General features: G+C 69.2%; 17 protein-coding genes. 6 read left to right on the plus strand and 11 right to left on the minus strand.

What is annotated here, in order from left to right; all coding sequences use genetic code 11:
• Window positions 1-3: 3 nt before the first annotated feature.
• Entirely contained in the window at window positions 4-615 is a 612-nt protein-coding gene (locus D9601_RS17085; RefSeq protein WP_198355293.1) for a hypothetical protein, read from the minus strand.
• On the minus strand, window positions 612-1115 hold the full coding sequence (locus tag D9601_RS17090; protein ID WP_198355294.1) for a MucR family transcriptional regulator: 504 nt from the start codon (window positions 1113-1115) through the stop codon (window positions 612-614). Before D9601_RS17090 ends, D9601_RS17085 begins: the two co-directional genes overlap by 4 nt.
• Before the next feature lie 132 nt (window positions 1116-1247).
• Here D9601_RS17090 and D9601_RS17095 point away from each other — a divergent pair, with 132 nt between their 5' ends.
• Together D9601_RS17095 and D9601_RS17100 are read left to right on the plus strand one after the other, a co-directional pair.
• On the plus strand, window positions 1248-5330 hold the full coding sequence (locus D9601_RS17095; RefSeq protein ID WP_198355295.1) for a hypothetical protein: 4083 nt from the start codon (window positions 1248-1250) through the stop codon (window positions 5328-5330).
• 20 nt (window positions 5331-5350) lie between these two features.
• A complete protein-coding gene (locus D9601_RS17100; RefSeq protein ID WP_198355296.1) occupies window positions 5351-5863 on the plus strand; it encodes a hypothetical protein in 513 nt (170 codons plus the stop codon).
• A 9-nt stretch (window positions 5864-5872) separates the two neighbouring features.
• On the opposite strand, the gene D9601_RS17105 is transcribed toward D9601_RS17100, so the two are convergent.
• From D9601_RS17105 to D9601_RS17115, 3 genes are all read right to left on the minus strand, one after another.
• Window positions 5873-6388, minus strand: coding sequence for a hypothetical protein (locus D9601_RS17105; protein WP_198355297.1), 516 nt, complete (start codon window positions 6386-6388; stop codon window positions 5873-5875).
• A 78-nt stretch (window positions 6389-6466) separates the two neighbouring features.
• Entirely contained in the window at window positions 6467-7069 is a 603-nt protein-coding gene (locus D9601_RS17110; RefSeq protein WP_198355298.1) for a hypothetical protein, read from the minus strand.
• Between the two features lie 185 nt (window positions 7070-7254).
• Window positions 7255-7518: a DksA/TraR family C4-type zinc finger protein gene (locus D9601_RS17115; protein ID WP_198355299.1), complete on the minus strand. Its 264-nt coding sequence runs from the start codon at window positions 7516-7518 to the stop codon at window positions 7255-7257.
• A 176-nt stretch (window positions 7519-7694) separates the two neighbouring features.
• On the opposite strand from D9601_RS17115, the gene D9601_RS17120 reads away from it, so the two are divergent.
• The 4 genes from D9601_RS17120 to D9601_RS17135 all read left to right on the plus strand — a co-directional run bounded on the left by D9601_RS17120 (window position 7695) and on the right by D9601_RS17135 (window position 13690).
• Entirely contained in the window at window positions 7695-8459 is a 765-nt protein-coding gene (locus D9601_RS17120; protein ID WP_232474346.1) for an ImuA family protein, read from the plus strand.
• Window positions 8460-8690: 231 nt separating this feature from the next.
• Window positions 8691-10151: a Y-family DNA polymerase gene (locus tag D9601_RS17125; protein ID WP_198355300.1), complete on the plus strand. Its 1461-nt coding sequence runs from the start codon at window positions 8691-8693 to the stop codon at window positions 10149-10151.
• Window positions 10148-13411, plus strand: a complete 3264-nt coding sequence (locus tag D9601_RS17130; protein ID WP_198355403.1) for an error-prone DNA polymerase — start codon at window positions 10148-10150, stop codon at window positions 13409-13411. The genes D9601_RS17125 and D9601_RS17130 overlap by 4 nt, the downstream gene beginning before the upstream one ends.
• A gap of 3 nt (window positions 13412-13414) precedes the next feature.
• A complete protein-coding gene (locus tag D9601_RS17135) occupies window positions 13415-13690 on the plus strand; it encodes a hypothetical protein (protein ID WP_198355301.1) in 276 nt (91 codons plus the stop codon).
• A 42-nt stretch (window positions 13691-13732) separates the two neighbouring features.
• On the opposite strand, the gene D9601_RS17140 is transcribed toward D9601_RS17135, so the two are convergent.
• The 6 genes from D9601_RS17140 to D9601_RS17165 all read right to left on the minus strand — a co-directional run bounded on the left by D9601_RS17140 (window position 13733) and on the right by D9601_RS17165 (window position 20872).
• On the minus strand, window positions 13733-14410 hold the full coding sequence (locus D9601_RS17140) for an SOS response-associated peptidase (protein ID WP_332838042.1): 678 nt from the start codon (window positions 14408-14410) through the stop codon (window positions 13733-13735).
• 226 nt (window positions 14411-14636) lie between these two features.
• A complete protein-coding gene (locus tag D9601_RS19900; protein ID WP_232474347.1) occupies window positions 14637-14921 on the minus strand; it encodes a hypothetical protein in 285 nt (94 codons plus the stop codon).
• A gap of 89 nt (window positions 14922-15010) precedes the next feature.
• Window positions 15011-15229, minus strand: a complete 219-nt coding sequence (locus D9601_RS17150) for a hypothetical protein (protein ID WP_232474348.1) — start codon at window positions 15227-15229, stop codon at window positions 15011-15013.
• Window positions 15230-15258: 29 nt separating this feature from the next.
• Window positions 15259-18288, minus strand: coding sequence for a MobF family relaxase (mobF, locus tag D9601_RS17155; RefSeq protein WP_198355303.1), 3030 nt, complete (start codon window positions 18286-18288; stop codon window positions 15259-15261).
• Window positions 18289-18291: 3 nt separating this feature from the next.
• Entirely contained in the window at window positions 18292-20592 is a 2301-nt protein-coding gene (locus tag D9601_RS17160; RefSeq protein WP_198355304.1) for a type IV secretion system DNA-binding domain-containing protein, read from the minus strand.
• Window positions 20582-20872 carry a hypothetical protein gene (locus D9601_RS17165; protein ID WP_198355305.1) on the minus strand — a complete coding sequence of 97 codons (291 nt, stop codon included), beginning with the start codon at window positions 20870-20872 and terminating at the stop codon, window positions 20582-20584. Before D9601_RS17165 ends, D9601_RS17160 begins: the two co-directional genes overlap by 11 nt.
• Window positions 20873-20932 lie beyond the last annotated feature (60 nt).

Consider the following 20932-nt stretch of genomic DNA (forward strand, 5'->3'; position numbering starts at 1 on the left):
GCCTCACCGCCCGCCCCGACGACCGAGCAGCGGCCGCAACGTGTCCCATAGAAACTCCTCGAACATCCGGGCGAGCGGAACATCGTCGGTGGCGAAGCCATAGGCTTGCAGCACCAGCGGGCCATCGGGATATCGCGCCCAATGCCGGAGGTTGAGCGCGCTCGTCTTGCGCGGACCGTCGCCGAGATGCTGCCGCAGGCGTTCGTCGAACTTGAGCGCATGCCCGACATAGAGACAGCGGCTGTCCGGCCGGCCGCCGCGCTGCGCGAACGCGCGGGGCTGCCCTTCGATCAGGCAATGTTCCTGCGCATCGTCGACCAGCGGATCGATGAGGCTCGAGGGGACGGGATGGTCATAGGCGAAGACGTAGACCGTTGAGGTTTTCCGGCGGTGCCGCCACGCAGCCGCGGCCAGGACGAGCTCCCGACGATAGTCGACGTCGGGCAATCGTGTCTGATCAATCGCGAGCCGCCATGGCTCAGCGACTTCCAGCCGGCGCGCCCGATCGGCGGCGGCGGCAAGATGCTCCGCGAACGGTGGCAGAACGGTCTGCCACGCGACCAAATCGGGATCGCGCGACGATCGGTCGAGCGGTGCCTCGCCCGGCATTTTCACTTTGCCGCGGTGCTTCCTCCCGCCCCCCGCTTCCCGCGCCCGCGCGTCGGTGCGGCGGGTTTTGTCGCCGGCGCGCCTTGCGCCCTGGTTTGACCGGGCTTGCGCCCGAGGCCGATCTTCTTGGCCATCGCGCGGCGCGCTTCGCTGTAGGTCGGCGCGACCATCGGATAATCGGGTCGCAGGTTGTAGCGCTCACGATATTGAGCGGGCGTCAGGCCGTGCGTTGACAGGTGACGCCGCAAGGTCCGATAGGGCTTGCCGTCGATCATCGAGACGATGTGATCGGGCGAGGCGAGCGATCTTCGGGCGGTCACCGCCGGCCGATACTCCACGCGCTGCTCCTCAAAAGAGACCGCGGGCGTGTCGAGCGTCGCCAGCGCGGCGTGGACGGCGCGCAGGAACCCCGGCACCTCTTCCGCCGACGAACGGGTGTTGCTGTTACCCAGCCAGGCGATCGTCAACTCGGTCGCGAGCCCGACGAGGTTGGTTTCACGCTCCATGGGCGATCAATTCTCCATCACGATCTGACGGAGCAGGTTTCCAGCAGCGACGGGCCTTGTCAAACCGCCGGCGAGCCGGGCGCCGGCAAGACGACGATGGTCGCGGCGTCGCGATCCTTCTAGGATTCCGGCATGACGCGAGTTCCGCAATCGACCGCACGGGAAGACGAGCGGTTCGTTCTCGAAACCGACCAGGCCCCGGAGTTCTGGCAGTTCGTCAATGGGCTGCGCGGCGATGATCTTCTCGTCGAGCTGATCGTCAACGAATTGGATGCGAAGTCCAGCCACACCACGGTCGAGTTCGGCCCCGACCGCCTGGTCTGCTCCGGGAACGGCGACGCGATCGACGCCGACGGCTGGGCACGCCTCCGGCGCATCAAGGGCGCCGGGCATGCGGTCAAGGCGAAGATCGGGATGTTCGGCGTCAAGAACCACGGGCTGAAGGCGTGCTTCACGATCGGGAACGACATTCTGTTGCGCTCCGCCGGCAAGCAGATCCTCCAGACCCTCTTCGCCGACGGCAGTCGCAAGCCCCCGTTCCCGGGCGTAAGGGTGCCCGAGCGCGACGATCCGGCAGCGCCAGCCCATGGAACTGTGATCGAGGTTCCTTATCGTCGCCGCGCTTTCACGGTGCCGCACGGCGAGGCGATCGCGTTCGCAGCGGTCGACGACGAGCAGATCGCCGCGATGTTCGAAGATGCGGTCGCCCATCTGCCGAAGCGGCTGATGGGCGTCATACGCCCCGGCGCATTGTCGCGCTACACGCTGGAGCTACGCCACCACCGCCTCGGCACCCGCGTCTTCACCTTCGGCGCCGGTCGCACCAGGTGTAGCGGCGACCTCGTCACCTTCTTTCGCGATTGTCGCGAGGGGGAGCGGACGATCGCGCGCGAGCAGGCCTGCCTCGTGGTCTCCGGGCTGCGATCATCGTCGAAGCCCGCCTTCTTCCAGGCCGAGGACTACAGGGTGGGCGGTAAACCGCTGTTCGCCCGACACGGCCTGATCGTGGAAGTGGCCTGGGACGTGGATGCCGACGGTCGCGTCGCCGGCGGGGCGGGAAAGCTGCGTTATCCGATCGCCTATCCCGAGAATGGCGGCACGGGCACGGCCGGCGGCGCCTATCACATCTCCGGACCGTTCGTGTCCGGGACGGAGCGGCACGGGCTCGCCGCCCAATCGTCCGACTGGAACGACCGGATCGCCGCGGCGGCCGATCGGCTGGCGACGCGGGTCGTCGGCGAGCTGCTGATCCCCCGCTTCGGTGCGCGCGCGCTCACCCTCATCGCCGATCTTCCCGCCGAACGCCTGCAACCGGCCACCGAGCGTCTGCTCAAAGCGCGTGTGCTCCCCGTCGTCGACGCGGACGAACGACCGATAACCGGACGGCACCCCGGCAGGATCGCCGTCCCGACCTATACCGCCTTGCCCTACGCCTGGGCGGGTGCCTTGGCCCGCGTCGTGCCGCCCGGCATGTCGATCATCGACCCCGCGACGCCGCCTCCCCTGCTCCGGCTGCTCGCGAGCGGCCTGTGCGCCGGCTGGGGGAAGGACCATCGTCGCTTCGACGAGGGAGATGTCCTCGAGCGCCTGCGCGTGATCGAGGCCGAACACTATCCGTGGGCGAGCAAGGCCGAGCGCGCGACCGTGCTCGGCGACCCCGCCCGTGCAGCGGCTCATCTCGACGCTCTGTTGCCGTCACTCGAGCGATTGCCGACCAAGTCGCGGCCGGCGGGCGAGGATGCTTGGCTCCCCGACACGAGCGGCACGCTGCATGCGCTCGGTGAGCTGCGGCGGGGCGCATCGGTCCCGGCAGGGCTCGTCGGTCTCGACACGCCGCCGGTCGTCCATCCGGCGCTCCGCGCCCATTCCGTTTTCAAGCTCGATGGCTGGAAGCTCGCCCGCTTCGCGCTCATCGATCTGCTGCGCGGTGGCTCGCTCGATGCGAGTACGCCGGCGGTCCGTCGCCGCTTTTTCGCCTGGCTGTCGACCCAACCCGACGAGATCGGACGCGACGACTGGCCGGTGCTGCGTGCGCTGCCGATCTGGCCTGCCACCGACGGGACGCTCCGGCGTTTCGACGAACTCTGCCTGCCTGATCCGGCGGTGTCCAAGCTGCTCGGTCCGCATATCGCCCGGCCGGCGCGCGACGTCCGGACGCTATGCCATGACGATCGCATCCGGCGCGGCCGCCTGGTGCTGCGCACCGAACCCGACCCGGCCGAGATCCGCCGCTTCTACGAGGCGGGGATAGCCGGCTTTCCCGTCGATCGGGTGCTCGACCAGGACGAGCGGCGCCGCTTCCATCGGTTCGAGCAGGCACTGCTGACGCTCGGCCGGTCGCGACGCATCGAACGCTTGCTCCGGACGCTCCGCGCGGACGCCGTGGCATTGAGCCGGGCAGGCCGGCTTCGGCCGGTGACCATGCTGGCGCGCGAGGACGGGGCGACCGCGCGCATCGCGCTGCTCGCCGACGATCTTCTCGACCGCCCGACGTCCGACCTCGACCGGATCCTGCCCCCAGCGCGGATCGTGTCGCCCGCAGCGGCGATCGCGGCGCTCCGCGCCGATCCCGCCGACGATGCCGCGCTGCTGCCCCGCCTGGCGGCGATCACCGCGACCGCGGATCCCGCTATCCGAGCCGAGCTCGAGGCGTTGCCCTGCATCCCCGTTGATGGCCGCCTCATGCCACCCAACCGCCTCGCGTTCCGCGGCAACAAGGGCGAGTTCTGGACAGGCTGGCGGCACGTTCTCGGCGGCGAAGGGTTGAGCGACCTTGCCCAGGATCTCTACCGCGACGCGGGTGTGATCCGCAGCCTTCCGTCACCGCAGACATCGCGCGCCTATTTCGAGTGGCTCGAGACACGGTCCGGTCCGCTCGACGGGGAACAGCTGAGCTGCGTCTTCCGCCATATCCTTCACCGGCAGGGTGTCGCCGGCTGGCTGTTCCAGCCCCCCGAAGTTCCCAGCATCCCGGTCGAGGGCGACGGAGCGGCGGAGCTGCTCACCCTCGGCGCGGCGTTGAAGGTCGCGGTGATCGACGACGTCCCCGAACTGGGCGACGCGATCCGGGACGATCCGAACACCGCGCGCATCCGCCTCGCGATCGACTCCGTGCGCGTGCCCAACCAGCCGATCGGCGACAATCTCGCCGCCTGGGGCATTCCGACGCTCTCCTCGCTCACGAAGGATCCCGGCAGCCCCGCCGGGGGACGGCCGGCGGAGGCGCCGGCGCTACTGCAGACGGTGCGCACGCTCACCGCGCCGGCGGCCGCGCGCCGGTTCCGCAAGCAAGTGAAGGCGTTCGACATCAAGCAGGCGGCGATCGAACCGCAATTCCAACGCAGGCTAGCCGCGATCGAGCGGGTGATGCTGGCGGACGATCTGACCGTACAATACCGGGCGCGTGGCCGGCTCTATCGCGCCACGCGCCCCTTCGTCGTTCTCCCGAACGCGATCTGGATCGACCGGGCGGGCGACACCGGCGATCTGCTGATGAAAGCGATCGCCGAGCTCGTCTTCGTGAAGCCGCGGCCGCGCTATCTTGCCGCCGTGCTGAAGGAGGCGCTGCGACATCGGGTACGCGAGTTCGACCCCCGGTCGGAGGCCGGGTCCGCCGACCCCGACGATGACGAAGACGGTGGCGACGATCGGGACAGCGGAACCGGCGAGTCCGATCAGCATCATCCGGGCGGCGAGCCCGATCCTGCGCGCAACACGCCGCGGCCGGGGAAGCTCTTCGCCGGCGCGGGCGCGCAATCCAGGAAGGGCGGCGGCAAGCAGCGGGTTCAGGTCGACACGGAGGAGATCCAGCGCAAGCAGCTCAAACTCGAACATTATGCCTCGCACTGTCAGCTCGATCTCGCGCGCCACGCTCCCGAGAGCCTAGCGCCGAAGGGGTCCTACGCCGAACACGGCGAGAACCGAGTCCGGGTTATGCAGGCGCACCATCCCGACAAGGTGTCGGCCGGCGGACCACGTCACGCGGGCAACCTGCTGATCCTCTCGAAGGTCAACCACGATCTGCTCGGGACGCGGCTCAGCCGCGCCGACATCACCGCGGCGCTGCGGGAGCGATGGTCGCCGAAGACGATCCGCGTGGGGGGCGAGCTCTGGCTCGCCGGCGGCATCGCGCGGGCGATCGACGGTATCAGCGGCGATGAATTCCCGCTGTTCTTCACCGACGATCATCGTGACTATTGGCTGGCGATGGCCTGACGGGAAGAGCGCGCATTAGGATGATCAGCGACCGCAATCGCCGCCGGCTGGCGAACCGCTCGATGAAGCGCCAGCAGGCCGCCATCCGGGCCGGGCGAGAGCCCGGTCTGGCGGCTCGTCCAGAGGTGGACGAGGTGTTCCGGCTGGAGGACGACGGGACGGGGCAACCGCTCTATTTCGACGTCAGGGCGCTGCGCGCGTGGACGAAGGCGAACTTGGAGACGAAGTCGCTCGCGGTGGAGCCGGGCCGGGCGCAACGCTTCATCGAGAGCGGACAGGTCGATCTCGACCATGTGATGGCGAGCACGATCCGGCAGCAGCCTGACCCGGTGATCCTGTGCCGTCACGCCGCCGGCCCAGGCGAGGATGCGATCGTCGATGGCGCTCATCGCTACGTCGCGGCGGCCATCGGTATCGCGATGATCAGCGGCCGGACGGCCGGTTACCACGCCTATGTCCTCGAACCGGAGCAGTGGCGTCCGTTTGTCCTTTCGCCCGATCGCCTGGCCGAGATCGCGGCCGCTAATCGCTAGGCGCGCGGCTCAGCAACGACCGGGCGGGGGGAGACCGTCGCCGGCGATCATCCGTACCGCGAGCCTGTGCTCGCGCCCGAGCTGCGCCAACAGTTCCGCCTGATGCGCTTCGAGCGCCGACGGCGTCTCGAACGCTTCCATCGTGTAGCAGCCACGGGCCATGTCCCCGCGCGGCACGGGATCGCCCGGACCGCTCTTACCGGGCCACTGGCACACCGAGAGCCAGGGCCAGCCGGCGGCGGGTGGCTCGTAACGGATGACGACGAAGTTCGCGGTATAGAGGCGCGTGGGTCGCCGATCGAAGAGATCGGGAGGGACCGGGGCATCCCGCGTCGTGCTCAGGAAGCGCTCCGCTTCCGCGATTTCGGCATCGTCTTCGAGCAGGATCGCATAATAGCGGCCCAGCGAGAGACCGGCGCCACGCTGCCCGACGGGGATGTCAATCACCAGGGCGCTCGCCACCGTCGCGATCGGCGGCGGGTAGAGCATGCGGCGGCGGGCGATGTCGTCGGTCAGCCGGTACATCGGTGGGGAGCCGAGCCTCCTCGTGGTCGGTACAATCGACGCGCGGCCCGGTCGCCGACGTCATTTCCGCGAGGATAATCAGGTGGCAGCAGCCCGTGCAACCCGGCCGCCGAGGCCGGCGCCGCGGGTCTGCGCCAGTGCTCGCCGCGTCGCTTCGGTGATCGTGTAGACCGCCTGCCGTTGGGCGCCGCGATTGTGATGGTCGACCCGGTAACCCTGGTAATGGCGACGGAGCAGGCCCATCCGAACGAGTTCGGACACGGCGCGACTGACATTGGTGCGACCCGATCGACGCAACCTGGCCTGGACCTCGGCCGCGATCGTCCGTTCGGCAGCAGCTTCGCTGTCGGGGAGCGTTCCCGCCTCGGCGAGCTCCACGCGCACTCTGGCGGCGATCGACAGGCGTCGCGGATCCTGGCGCGCCAGTGGACTGAGAGCATCGCACAGCCAGTCGCGGATCGGGACGGCGGCGCCGCCGTCCTGCACGAAAGGACCGGCCGCCCCTGTCCGATCGCTCGCTTCCGCGATGAGGGTGAGCAGCATGTAATTGTAGCGCGGTCGCTCGCAAGCGGCCGACAGACGTTCGAGCAAGCCGACGACGCCGCCCGGCGGCGTCACTGCTTCATTGATATCGCGAACGACAGCCGGCGTTTCGGCGGCGAATAGATCGGGCTGCAACATAGGAACATTTAGAGCACAGAGCGACGGAGATGTGAATCCCCTGCGTGCGCCAAGGTTAGATTATCGCCCGCTTTTTCCGATAAGCGTGGCGTCCTTCGTGTGCGACTATGAAGTGTCAGCAACGACACTTTACCGGTCCGGTAAAGTGTCACTGGTGGCATTCTATGGATCGGCTCGTCGAGCGATCAGCGAAGCTGGCTGTCTTTGCTGCCGCGCCGGTTGATGGCCGACGGCTTGGGCTCGGCGTCGCGCGCCGACTGACACTCGATGCATGTGCGGACACCCGGTAGCGCTACGCGACGGCGCTCGGGGATTGGCTCGCCGCATTCGACGCAATGGGCTTCGCTCTCATCCGTCGGCAGGCTCGCCCGCGCCGACGAGATCGCATCGGCGACCGAATCGTCGATCTGATCCTGGACGGCTCCGTCCCGCGTCCAACCGCCTGCCATCCGTCCCTCCACCCGCGTGAGGAAAAAAGATGGGAAGCGTAGGCGCGCTTTTCAGCCCTTTCCCGCCCCGCGGGAGTCGGCACGCGCCGCCGGCAGCGACCTGTCGCGTCACAACGGCTTGACCGAACGATCCCGCGGGCGGAACATATTCGGAACATGTGAGTCGATTCCGCACAATGCCTGCCGCCGCTTCTCGTCCCGAAATCCTGACGCGTCTACGTGAAAGCATTGCCGACGTGCGCCCGCGGCAAGCGCCGATGCTGCCATTCGGGATGGCCGAGATCGATGGTCGCTTGGCGGACCGCGGGCTGGATGGCGGCGCCCTGCACGAGGTCGCCCCGGCCACGCCGTCGCTCAGTGACGAAGCTGCGGCCACGCTCTTCCTCGCCGGGATCGCTGCCCGCTGCGCAGCGGCCACGGAAGCGGCGCGGGTGCTGTGGGTGGTGAGCCGCTTCGACCTCTACGCTCCCGGGCTCGAGCAGGCGGGCCTGCCGCCCGCGCGCCTGCTCTTCGCCGAGGCGCGCGAGGACAAGGAGGTGCTCGCGCTGATGGAGGACGGCCTGCGGCACGGTGCGCTCGCGGCGGTCGTCGGCGAAGTCCGCCGCGCCGACATGACGGCGAGCCGGAGGCTGCAGCTCGCCGCCGACACGGGCCGCACACCGGCATTTCTGTCGCGCCGCTGGCGGCGGCAGGGCGTCTGCCCGCTGACCGAACTCTCGGCTGCGGCGACGCGCTGGCGGATCGCCTGCGCGCCGTCGGGCCGCCTCCCCGCCCCCGGGGTAGGGCGCGGGCGCTGGATGGTGGACCTCGTCCGGCAGCGCGGTGGCAATCCTTTCTCTCTTCTCGTCGAGGCATGCGATGACACGGGTCGCCTCGCTCTACCTGCCGGCGCTCAGCATCGAGCGGCTACGGCGGCTGGAGCGGCCGCGCGCGCAGCCTGAGCCGCGTCCCCCCTCCCCTTGCCGGTTGACGACGACCCCGGTCCCTGCTCGGCGCCGCGGGGCGGCGGATGGCGGCCGGGTGCCCGATGGGCGCGCGACGGCGGCGCGGTAGCCACCACGACCGGGCTTCCGCTTCACCAGCGACCGACCAAGCGCGAGTTGGGTCGTCGATCGGAAGCGGCCGAGCACCCTTTCAAGACCCCCCCGCCGGCGCCGTTCGTCGCGCACGATATGGCGGTCGCAGCGCCGATCGCGCCGGCGTCGCCGCTGATCCTGTCGAGTCAGATCGGCAACCGGCAGCTGATCGCCGCGGCGTGCCCGGCGGCAACGGCGCTTGGGCTCTTCCCGGGCATGGCCGTCACGCAAGCCCGCGCGCTCTCCCCGGGTCTCGACGTCCGCGTCGCGGAACCCGCTGCCGACCGGGCGATGCTGGACGCGCTCGCGCTTCACGCCGCGCGTCACTGGACGCCGATCGCGGCGGTCACCGCCGATGGATTGTGGCTCGACCTGTCCGGCGTCGCCCACCTGTTCGGCGGGGAAGCGCGCTTCTGCGCCCGCGTCGTCGGCTTCTGTCACCGGCTCGGACTGACCGCGCGGATCGCGGTGGCGGGCACACCAGGGGCGGCGCACGCCTTGGCCCGGTTCGGGCGCGAGCCGGTGGAGCGGATCGATGGCGGCCGCGAGGCGCAAGCACTCGCTGGCCTGCCGCTGGTCGCGCTCCGGCTCACACCCGAAGCGTTGTCGGCAGCGGCGCGCTTTGGCCTGGAACGGATCGGCGATCTTCTGCCGCTCCCGCGCGGTCCGCTCGCGCGCAGGCTCGGGCTCGCGAGCGTCCGCCGCCTAGACGAGGCGCTCGGCCGGATCGCCGAGCCGATCGTCCCGCTGATCCCGCCCGAGATGCCCGTCGCCGTACGCCGGCTGCTCGAACCGATCGGCACCGCCGAGGCGATCGAGCAGGTGATAGGAGATCTTCTCGCCGACCTCGTCGAGCGCCTGCGCGCGCGCGGGCTCGGCGCGCGCAGACTCGTGCTGGCGCTCGATCGCGTCGACGGCAGCGCACAGCGGCTGGCGATCGGCACGGTGCTTGCCTCGCGCGACGCGGATCATCTTGCCCGCCTCTTCCACCTTCGCATCGAGCGCATCGACCCGGGGCTCGGCATCGAGACGATGCGGCTGTCCGCGCCGGGCACCGAGCCGCTCGGCGCAACGCCGTTCGGCGCGGTGCTCGCCGGTGACCACCGCCCGGCCGACCTTTCGACGCTCGTCGACCAGCTTGCGGGGCGCGCCGGCGCCGACGCGCTGTTCACCGTCGGCGCAATCGAGACCGACGTGCCCGAGCGCGCGACCGCCCGTACCGCCCCGTTGGCAAACCCCTCAGGCTGGCCGGCGTGGAAGCGGCCGGTGCGCCTGCTGCGGCGGCCCGAACCGCTCACCGGCGTCGTGGCGCTGCTGCCCGATCATCCCCCGCGACGCTTCAGCTGGCGCGGCTCCATCCATGCCGTGGTGGCGGGCGACGGCCCGGAGCGCATCCACGGCGAATGGTGGCGGCGCGAGGGCGAGGTCTGGGCGGTGCGCGACTATTTCCGGGTCGAGGATGAGATGGGCGCGCGCTTCTGGCTGTTCCGCCGTGGCGACGGCGTCGACGGCGCGACCGGCGATCTCAGCTGGCACATGCACGGACTGTTCGGCTGATGGGATATGTCGAACTCCAGGTGACGAGCCATTTCTCGTTCCTCCGGGGAGCCTCGTCGCCCGACGAGCTGTTCGCCGCCGCGGCGCTGCTCGGTCACAAGGCGCTGGGTGTCGCCGATCTCGGCAGTGTCGCGGGCGTGGTCCGTGCCTGGGAAGCGCAGAAGGCCACCGGGATCCGTCTGATCGCGGGCGCGCGACTGGTGCTCGACGATGGCCGCGGCTTGCTCCTCTATCCGACCGATCGCGCCGCGTGGTCACGCCTGAGCCGGCTGCTCACCCTCGGCAAGTCGCGCGCCGGTAAGGGCGGTTGCACATTGGGGTGGAGCGACGTGGTTGCCTGGAAGGCGGGTCTGGTCGCCATCCTGCTGCCCGACCTCCCCGGCGGGACGACGGCGCGACACCTCGCGGACCTCGCGGAGGCGTTCGGAACGCGCGGCTATTGCGCCTTGGCGTGGCGCCGCCGACCCGACGACGCGATCCGCCTCCACGACCTCGCTTCCCAGGCGGCGGCCGCCTGCATCCGCGCGGTCGCGACGGGCGACATACTCTATCACGCGCCCGAGGTGCGGCTCCTGCAGGACGTCGTCACCGCGATCCGCGAGAAGTGCACCGTCGACACGCTCGGCCATCGACGCGAACGCCATGCCGACCGTCATCTGAAGTCCCCGGAGGAGATGGAACGGCGGTTCGCGGCCTTCCCCGACGCGATCGCGGCGACCGAGGCGATCGCGCGGGACTGCACCTTCGATCTCGGCGAGCTCAGCTACCAATATCCGCACGAGGAAGTCGTCGAGGGATTGACCGCGCAAGGGGCGCTCGAGGCGCTGACCCGCGAGGCGGCCGAGCGCATGTTCCCCAGCGGCGTGCCCCTCCCCTACCGGAAGCAGATCGCGCACGAACTGCGGCTGATCGGCGATCTTGGCTACGCGCCGTACTTTCTCACCGTGAACAGCATCGTCGCGGAAAGCCGCCGGCGCGGCATCCTCTGCCAGGGGCGCGGCTCGGCGGCGAACAGCTGCGTCTGCTTCGTGCTCGGCGTGACCAGCATCGACCCGATCAAGCACGAGCTCCTGTTCGAGCGCTTCGTCTCGGGCGAGCGTCGCGAGCCGCCCGACATCGACGTCGATTTCGAGCACGAGCGCCGCGAGGAGATCATCCAGTGGATCTACGAGACCTACGGCCGTGATCGGGCCGCGCTGACCGCCGTCGTTACCCGGTATCGCGCGCGCGGCGCGATGCGCGAGGTCGGCAAGGCGCTCGGGTTGCCGGAAGACCTCACCAAGGCGCTCGCCGGGCTCGTGTGGGGCTGGAGCCAGGAGGGTGTCGGGGAGAAGCAGGTCACAGAGCTCGGCCTCAACCTCGACGATCGGCGCCTCCGGCTGGCGCTCGATCTCGCCCGCAAGCTGATCGGGGTTCCGCGCCATCTCTCCCAGCACCCGGGCGGCTTCGTCCTCACCCACGATCGGCTCGACGATCTGGTGCCGATCGAGCCCGCCGCAATGATCGATCGTCAGGTGATCGAATGGGACAAGGACGATATCGACGCGCTGAAGTTCATGAAGGTCGACGTTCTCGGGCTCGGCATGCTGGGTTGCATGAACCGGGCGTTCAACCTGCTCGACGAGATGAAAGGCATCCGGGTCGGCATGGCCGACCTCCAGGACGACGATCCCGACGTCTACGCCATGATCCAGAAGGCGGACACGCTCGGCGTCTTTCAGATCGAGAGCCGCGCACAGATGTCGATGCTGCCGCGGATGAAGCCGCGCCGCTTCTACGATCTCGTGATCGAAGTCGCGATCGTCAGGCCCGGTCCAATCCAGGGTGACATGGTCCATCCCTATCTTCGCCGCCGCGAGGGCATCGAGAAGCCCGAGTATCCGCGGCCCGAGCTGCGCGCCGTCCTCGAGAAGACCTTGGGCGTGCCGCTGTTTCAAGAGCAGGCGATGAAGGTCGCGATCGTCGGCGCGGGGTTCACGCCGAGCGAGGCGGACCAACTTCGCCGCGCCATGGCGACGTTCAAGGTCACCGGCGGCGTCAGCCATTTCTTCGACAAGCTGGTCGGCGGCATGGTCGAGCGTGGCTATCCGCGCGACTTCGCCGAGCGGACGTTCAAGCAGATCGAGGGGTTCGGCTCCTACGGCTTCCCCGAGAGCCACGCGGCGTCCTTCGCCAAGATTGCCTACGCCTCGTGCTGGATGAAGCATCATCATCCCGACGTCTTCTGTGCGGCGCTGCTCAACGCCCAGCCGATGGGGTTCTACGCGCCTGCCCAGGTCGTCCGCGACGCGCGCGAGCACGGGGTCGAGGTCCGCCCCGCCTGCATCAACGCGAGCCGGTGGGATTGCACGCTGGAACCGACCGGTGGCCGCTATCTCGCGGTACGGCTCGGCCTGCGGCAGGCGCGGGGACTGGCCAACGTCCACGGTGCCGCGATCGTCGCCGCACGCGGCGCGGCGATGTTCGGATCGATCGAGGAGGTCTGGCGCCGTGCCGGCGTCCCGCGCGCCGCGATCGAACGGTTGGCGGAGGCAGACGCCTTCCACGCGCTGGGGGAGGATCGGCGGCAGGGACTATGGAAGGTGCGCGGGCTCGGCGAGGCGCCGCTGCCGCTGTTCGCTGCTGCCGACGAACGCGAGACGACGTTCAGCCCTGAAGGGCTGGAACCGCTCGTCGGTCTCAGGGCGATGTCGGCCGGGCGCGAGGTCGTCGAGGATTATCGGGCGCTCCAGCTCTCGCTGCGTGCACACCCGCTGACCTTCCTTCGTGACGAGCTGACCCGCCGCGGAATCAAACGCTGCGCTGACCTGTCCGCAATCAAGGACGGTCGCCATGTCGAGGTCGCGGGCATCATCCTCGTCCGCCAGAAGCCCGGGTCTGCCAAAGGCGTCCTCTTCATCACGATCGAGGACGAGACGGGGATCGCCAACGGTATCCTCTGGCCGGACCGGTTCGAGGCTCAGCGCCGCACGGTCATGTCCGCGGCGATGATCGGCATGAAGGGGCGCGTTCAGAGAGAAGGAGAGGTCATCCACGTCATCTGCGATCGCATCATCGATTATGGCGACCTGCTGTCGCGGGTTGGACAGATGGATTTCCCCCACGCGACCGGGCGCGGCGATGGGGCGCGCCATGCCGGTTCTCCCGACCGTGGTGATCCGGGCTGGAAGCCGGGTCCGCGCGACAGTTACTGGCCGCCGCACGTCGAGGGCATGGATCCCGAGGAGGTCGTGCGGATCAAGACGCGCGACTTCCGGTGAGGCGTGGCTGGCCTGCCGCGTCACCAGCGCGTGATCATCTCGCTGTCGCTTCACATCCTGCGTGCCGCGATGGTGCGCTCGGGCGAGACCCGGGTCGATGGCGTCGAGGTCCGGCTGGCATTGCGCTGTTTGCTGCCGCACTGCCCCGAACGGTGGCCGCTCGAACTGTTCTGGGATGCCGCTGCCCAGGAGAACGAGATCGGCCGCGCTCAGGGCACGACGGCCGCCTTCAACGGGATCGTTCGCCAGCTGCGGCTGGCCGGCCGGCACGAGGACTGAGCGCTCCGATACGCAGATCGGTACGGGGACGGTTGCGGCCGATCAGGCGTCGATCTCGATCAGGTCGTCGCGCGGTGTTTCGACCTGGCGGATCATCGGGCCGTCGTACGGCCGCACCAGGGCCAGCGCCTCCTCCGCGCTGCCGTCGAGCCACAGCAGGAGGTCGCAGGGCTTGAGGATCACCGGCATCGCCTTGGGATGCCAGGGACGCACGATGTCGTTGGGCTCCGTGGTGCCGAAGGCGTAGGCTTCGCCGCGATCGGTCGGGCGCCACAGCCCAGCGAAGAATCCGATCGGCTGGTCCGGTAGCGCGAACCACATCTGCTTGGGCTTGCCGTCGTCGCCGATCCCGCCGTCGGGATGAGGCTCGGCGAAATAGGTGAACGGCACGATGCACCGCCGCGCCGGCGTAGCCAGCGACGGCTTCCACATGCTGGACGAAAGGTTGCGAGCGTTGGTGACGTACTTGTCGAGCTTGATCTCGGGGTTGCGCTTGCTCGGCACCTTGGTCGGGAAGCCCCATTCGAGCAGTGCCATTTCGAGCGGCCGGTTCCCTGTCGCGACACGCCTGACGACCGGCCCGTGTCGCGCGGTCTTCTTGCCGGTCGGGAAGATTTCGCGCGCTGGCGGGAAGGTTTCGTCCGGAGCGAACGGGGGGTCGAAGCCGCACGCTCGCATTACGGCAGCCTGCTTGGCGGAAATACGATAGCGATTGCACACCGCCGTTGTGTGGCAGACGGTGGTCGAAGAGTCAGCAGGGCGTTAGATCAATCAACGGGACGATCACGGGGCGCACATGCTGCAGCGTGGCGGGCGTCGCTCCCGATATCCTGATGGTCCGATATCCGGCCGCTGACGTAACCGCATCCCGCAGCGTGTCCTTATGCGTGCTATGGAACCGGTCGTCGACTTCGATCAGGGCTCTGATCGCACCGGACGCTCGATCCTAGATCACGAAGTCGACAATCTTCTGCGAGAAGTAGTTCCGGTCCGATGATAAGGTCCGACGACCCGGTGCCGGAGGTGCGCGAAGGAGCGCGCCCATCGCGACTTGGGCATGTATCCGCGCGGTGGGCAGCAGTTCCTCAAGGACGAGGAGCATGGCCGCTTCTCGATCGGTCAGCAGCGGCTTCGCGACCGGTCCCGGAGCGACCCTCCCCAGACCGAACGACACCCCGGTTATCGCTCGCACAATGAGCAACGCCGACAAAAAGAAGATGATGAGCGCCAATGGCATCAAAATCGCGTGCGACATAAGCACCCCCGCTTAGCCGTTGGGATCAGGCGCCGTCTGTTCTCGGCGCTGGCTCTTGGACGGCCTCAGCTCCAGCCGTCGCGCCGCCCTTCCCCGCCGTCGCGCAGCTCGCGCCGGTCCTGCCCGCCTCGCCTGATCTCGAGTTCGACGCCGTCGCCCGTGTCGCGCGTCCGGATGTCGCGCACATCGACGTTGTTGCGCTTGGCGAAGTCCTCGGCCGCCTTGGTACTGCCGAACTTGCCCACCTCGTCGAAATCCCAACCACTCATCGTCTTGCCCTCCATCAGTCTCCGGCGACCCGGCCGGTCGGTTCCTACAAGTCGAGCCCCAGGCTGCGCTCCGGCAGCGGCGGCAACGGATCGCTCCGCGCCGGCGGCCGGTCTGACGGCGGCGGGGCGCCGGGCGACGGGGCCCGCGCCCCGTCCGGTAGCGGCGGCAGGTCGCCGGGCAGCGGCGGCAGGTCCGCCATCGGCCCCGGATCGAACGGGCCGCGCGCGTCCCGCCGATGTGGCTCGCGGTCGATTTCGAGCCGGCCGACCGTCTCCAGCGCCGAGGTCTTGTCGCCGGGATTGGCGTCGAGCTGGCGCTCGAGCTTGGCCCGGTCGTCGACCACCATGGTGAGCGCGTCGCGCACCCGGGTCACGCCGACGTTGAAGAGCCGCTGGTTGGCGAGGTGCCGCTCGGTGCTCGACATCACCGTGATCGCCCGGTCGGTGGTGATGCCCTGCGCCATGTGCATGTTGAGCGAGTAGGCAAGGTCGAGCCGCGACAGCATCGGATCGCCGAGATCGAGCGTCAGCCGTTCCCGGCCGGCGGTCTCGACGGTGACGCCGCGCGCGTCCACCGCTAGCACCCGCGCAAGTGCCGCGTTCAAGAGACCGCGCGGTTTGTCGTTGGCGGTCCAGCGGATCCGCTCGCCCTCGCGCAGGTGCAGATCCTTCCTCTCGCTGAGCTGTAGCCTGTCGCGGGTATCGGTCGGCGACAGCCGCTGCGGGTCGATGCGGAACCGTTTGCGGCCGTCCGACAGATCTACCCGCCCGTTCGGGTGAACCTTGGCGACATCGTAGCGCCCTTCCGCGAGCCCGATCGCGGCGCCGCCGCCGCGCCCCACCTCGAGCGTCTGCCCGGGATGATAGCTCGACGCGTGGCGCAGCTCCTCGCGCGAGAGATTGACCCGCTCGTAGACCGTGAGATGGATCCCGGCGCCGCGGATCGCGCCCTCGGCGACGAGCCCGTCCTGGATAGCAGCGTTGATGACGGCGCGCGCGGCGCGCCCGGAGGCGAAGACCGCGGTGTTGTCGCGTTCGCCCGGCGGCAGCGCGAGCCAGCGTTCGGCGGCATGGCGGGCCGGCTCGGCGTGCTCCACGACCCCGTCGCCCAGCAGCTTCAACGCCTTGCCGGCAGCGCCGATGTTCGCGAGCGCCGCGACTGCACGCAGCTGGTCGGTCCGCTGCCGGATGTTCTCGTCCATCCTCGCCATCGCCGGCGCTCCCGCCTGGATAAGCGCGAACGACTTGCCGGCGTCGATCGAGGCGAGCTGCTGGCGATCGCCGACCAGGACCAGACGGTCGACGCCGAGCGCGGCAGTGATCGACTGCAGCTTCAGCATGTCGCGGCTCGAGACCATCGACGTCTCGTCGACGATCACCACCGCGCCGGCGAAGGCGGCGCTTGCCTCCGCATGGCCGTGCCCGCCGGGCTCGGCGAGGTGCCGCTCGTTGGCGAGAATGAACGATGCGATCGTCCGTGCGGGAATGCCGGCGCCCTCGGCGAGGTCGGCGACCATCTTGTTCTGGAAGGCGAGCCCGATCACGCTGCGGCCTTCCGTCTCGGCGACGCGCGCCACCGCCTGCAGCATGGTGGACTTGCCGGCGCCGGCGATCCCCTGGACCACGATCGTCCGATCCGACGACGCGAGGATCAGCGTCGCGGCGGCGAGCTGCCCGGGATTGAGCTCGCGCGTCGCTGCGGCGCGCAAACGATCGGCCGCGTCGATCGGCGACAGGATCGGGCTCGCAGCGCCCCTGCCCAGATCGACCGCCGCGAGGATCGCCTCCTCCATGCGCAGTGCTTCCGGGGTCGTGACCATCGGCGGCCGGCTGTCGTTCGGCCGGGGTGCGCCGGCGATCAGCTGCACCCGGTCGACCAGCTGGCCGATCCGCCGCTCGACATGCTCGACCGTCACGCCCGTCAGGCCGAGATCCAGCGCGGCTTTCGCGACCTGGGTGACGTCGAAGGCCGCTTCGCGCTCCGACAAGATGCGGACGGCGGAAGCGACGGCGAACTGCGCGCGGGCTTCGGCCGGCGAGCCGGTAATGCGACCGAGCCCGCGGTCGACGAGCGGATCGTGCGGACGGAGCGATGCCTCGAGCCTGGTCCAGGCGCCGCTCACCGCCGCCGCGACCGCGCGATAGCCGCGCTCGAGCGGGCCGGCGGGATCGTGGCGGGCGGCGCGTGCAACTGCCGCGTCGCGGACGGCGGCACCGTCGTAGCCGAGACTGCGCGCCTTCTCGATCCAGCTGGCGCCGAGCGCCTCGCGGTCGCCGATGGTGAGCTTGGGGTCGCGGGTCCGCGCGGTGACATCGCGCAGCCCCTGCGCGCTTTTGATCCCGAGTTCCGCCGCTTTGGCGAGGATGTCCTGCCGCCGCTGGCTGAACGTGTCGAGCACGGACTTGGGGACGCCCGCGATCTCGAACGTCCCGTGCTTGCCTTTCAGTTTGACAACATAGCCGAGCTTCTCCAGCTCGTCGCGCAGGAAGGCGTGATAGATCGAGCCGAGCAGGCTGTTGCCACTCCACAGCTTGTCTGCGTGCAGCGCCTGCCATTTGCCGTTGGGCATCCGCGTCAGGTTGGCGATCACCGCGTGGACATGGGCCTGCGGATCGAGCGCCCGGCTCGTGTCGTGCTGGAAGAGCGCATAGACGAGGTTACCGGTCGCGACCGGCACCTTCCGTCCTTCGACGTCCTTGCGTCCTTCGGCCAGGTTGCGCTCGGCCCAAGCCATGGCGCGGGCGACCGCGCGCATATTGGCGCCATCGGGCCCAAGGATGCGGCGGTCGCCGCCGACATAGGCCATTACCGATACCGACTTCGGCGCCGAAAAGGTGAGGTCAACGCCGGCGCGGCGGTTCTCGACCTGAGCCACCGCTTCGCCGCCGGGCAGCACGCCGTTGAGGAGCGCCTCGAACGGCTCCTTGTCGACCTCGCCCGCCAGACCGAGCGCGGCGGCGCCCTCCCCGCCCCAGGCGCTCGCCTCGGCGCTTCCTTCGGCCGTGTAATAATCGTCCTTCGCGAAATAGCTCGCGGCACCGGAGGCGGATCGGACCGAAGCGATCGACAGCATCGGTCAGATGCCCATGTCGATGCCGTCGGCATCGCGCCCGCTGGCGAAATCCTCGCGCAGTTCCACCAGCGTCTGATCCTCCGGCGCGGCTGGCGGGATCGCCCCGTTCACCGGCCAACGGTCGTCGCGCTCTCGCGGCGGCAGCGTCTCGCCGGCAGCGGCTGGCCTGGGGGTCGGCGACGGCCGTCCCGGCGTCCGATCGGAGCCGTCCGGCACGCGCGCGCGGTCGGCGCCGGCGACGGTGCCCTCGCGTTCTTCGTCGGTGGCCGCGGCGAGGATCCGCGTCGCCAGCTCCTTCGCCAGATTGGTCGGCGCCGCCACCTCCTCGACCACCTGATTGGCCCCGTCCCGGCCGCCGCCTTCGCCCGTCGCGTCCCCATCCCCGTCGAACACCTTCTCCGCGCGATCGGAGCGCACCGGCCGCAGGTCGGTGCGCGCGAGGAAGCCCTCCGCCACGGCGGGATAATCGCGCCAAGTGAGCGTGATCCGCGCGGCGGGAAAGCCGTCGGGAAACTTCACGAACCCGTGCATCGCCGGGAGGTTGGTGATGTCGTCGGCGATGACGAGCGGCTCGACCTGTTTGCGCGGCGTCAGCGTCGAGGCGTCGCGGGTGTTGTTGTAGCCGTAGGAATAGGCCTCATCCATCTGCCGGACCTCCCGGTTGCCGATGTAGCGGGCGCACTGTTCGGCGGTGTCGAGGTCCGCCGTCGCAAGGATCAGCTTGGAGCGCGCCAGCGAGGCGAGATTGCGGGCACCCTGTTCGCCATAGACCTCGACGAGCTTCTCGAAGCTGTGGATGCCGAGGATCATTGCGCCGCCGAACGCGCGCGCCGTCTGGAGGCCGTTCTCGATCGCGGGCAGCCTGTGCAGCGCCCCGAGCTCGTCGAACATGAACCAGGTGCGCAGGTCGCGCGTCCGCTTCATGGTCATGAGGCGGTTGATCGCGAGATCCATCCAGAGCGTCAGCAGCGCCCGGTTCATCGGCAGATCGACATAGTTCGACGTGATGAAGAGGATGCTGCCGGGTGCCTTGTCACCGGTGATCCAGTCGCCGATCGAAAAGCGCTCGCCCTTGTCGGGAAGGAAGCGGAGTGCCTGCGCGTTGGTGTTGAAGACCGCCCGGATCGATTCCGCCATGCGCGCCGCTTCGGGGGCGGTCAGCGGGTCGGCGATCGTGTTCTGCAGGAACCGGTGGACGCGCTTCAGGTCGGCGGTCATCAGGTTCTCGGACAGGGCGGCATTGGTGGTCTGGCCGCGCTCGACCAGCTTGATGCACATCTCGATGAAGAGGGTGCGTGCCGCCAGCGCCCAGAACGGCTCGGAGGAGCCTCCGTCGGCAGGGATCAGCGCCGCCGCGGCGGCGGTGAACTCGCTGTGCGTGCGGCAGTCGTTGAAGATCGACCAGGCGGGGCAGCGGCGGTCCATCGGGTTGAGGATCGTGTCGCGCGCGGGGTTGTGGAACGCTTCCACATAGGCGCCGGTCAGGTCGAAGATGACCGCACTGTCGCCGCGCTCCCGCATCTGAGCGACGAGGCTGCGCAGCGCGGTGGTCTTGCCCGATCCCGTCGTGCCGATCAGCATGGTGTGCGACTGCTCCATCCGGTGCGGATAGGGGATGCCGGCGAGCGCATAGGGATGGTGGAGGCCGGCGGCCTTTCGGGCCGCGAACGGCAACGCCAGCACCTGGCGCGGCGAACGGTCGGGGAAGCACTGTCGCGCCTCCTCGATGAAGCGGGCGTTGTTGTGCTGGACGATCTCGGCTTCGAGGATCGCGCGGGTGACGAGCATCGCGCCGCGCTCGTGCCGCTCCTGAAGGATCACCTTTCCCCGCCGGCACGAGATATCGACGAACCAGATCGTGATCGGGATCACGATGAAGGTCGCCATCAGGATCGCCCCGAACAGGCCCCGGAGCGCGATCGACCAGGCGTGCCGGACATCGGCGAGATACGGCACCGCCGCCATCACGGTATGGACGCGCTCGCCGCTCGGCAGCAGCACGTCGACGCGCTTGGCGGGATCGAGCGCGACCCAGTTCCAGATCGTCGCGTAGAGCTTCATGCAGAGCAGCTGGAAGCCGTGCTCGTCGAGCCGCACCGACATGATCAGGAACCACGAGCCGAGGAAGGCGAAGAACCACAGCAGGACGGGAAGTTTCGCGCCCGCGAACCACATCAGCAGCTCGTGGGTGAGGAGCTGGCTGCCGCGCGTGAAATTGCCCGAGTTACGCTGGATCTTGCCGCGCGCCGAGTGGTGGGTCAGCGGGACCGCGCGCCCGTCGAAGCGGATGCCGTCACGCGCCATGATATTGCTCCAGCCGCTTGTCGGCGTTGGCGATGATCCGGTCGCGGAACTCGGGATATTGTTCGCTGATGATGACGTCGAGCGCGAGCTGCATGAACTCGCCGATGCGGGCGAGGCGGCGGTGGCTCGAACCGAGCATCGCCGTCGTCCCGACATAGGCGTCGACCGCGGCGCGGATGATTTCGGAAGGGGTCGTGCCCTGTTCGGTCGCGAGCGCCAGGATGCGCTCGTACCGCTCGCGGTCGAACCGGATCGTGCAATGCTTTGATGGGTGGGACAACCCAGCCTCCTAGCAGAGAGGCTGGTGGGAACCGATGAGAGCCGGGGGCGACTTTAGCCG

This window comes from Sphingomonas sp. MA1305 (assembly GCF_016107325.1).
Classification (GTDB): domain Bacteria; phylum Pseudomonadota; class Alphaproteobacteria; order Sphingomonadales; family Sphingomonadaceae; genus Sphingomonas.

Excerpts from the sequence above, each read along its gene's own strand:
- D9601_RS17095 (WP_198355295.1), top strand. The coding sequence starts at position 1,248 with ATGACGCGAGTTCCGCAATCGACCGCACGGGAAGACGAGCGGTTCGTT.
- D9601_RS17125 (WP_198355300.1), top strand. The coding sequence starts at position 8,691 with ATGGCGGTCGCAGCGCCGATCGCGCCGGCGTCGCCGCTGATCCTGTCG.
- D9601_RS17120 (WP_232474346.1), top strand. The coding sequence starts at position 7,695 with ATGCCTGCCGCCGCTTCTCGTCCCGAAATCCTGACGCGTCTACGTGAA.
- D9601_RS17100 (WP_198355296.1), top strand. The coding sequence starts at position 5,351 with ATGATCAGCGACCGCAATCGCCGCCGGCTGGCGAACCGCTCGATGAAG.
- mobF (WP_198355303.1), bottom strand. The coding sequence starts at position 18,288 with ATGCTGTCGATCGCTTCGGTCCGATCCGCCTCCGGTGCCGCGAGCTAT.
- D9601_RS17150 (WP_232474348.1), bottom strand. The coding sequence starts at position 15,229 with ATGGAGGGCAAGACGATGAGTGGTTGGGATTTCGACGAGGTGGGCAAG.
- D9601_RS17160 (WP_198355304.1), bottom strand. The coding sequence starts at position 20,592 with ATGGCGCGTGACGGCATCCGCTTCGACGGGCGCGCGGTCCCGCTGACC.
- D9601_RS17115 (WP_198355299.1), bottom strand. The coding sequence starts at position 7,518 with ATGGCAGGCGGTTGGACGCGGGACGGAGCCGTCCAGGATCAGATCGAC.
- D9601_RS17110 (WP_198355298.1), bottom strand. The coding sequence starts at position 7,069 with ATGTTGCAGCCCGATCTATTCGCCGCCGAAACGCCGGCTGTCGTTCGC.
- D9601_RS17090 (WP_198355294.1), bottom strand. The coding sequence starts at position 1,115 with ATGGAGCGTGAAACCAACCTCGTCGGGCTCGCGACCGAGTTGACGATC.
- D9601_RS17105 (WP_198355297.1), bottom strand. The coding sequence starts at position 6,388 with ATGTACCGGCTGACCGACGACATCGCCCGCCGCCGCATGCTCTACCCG.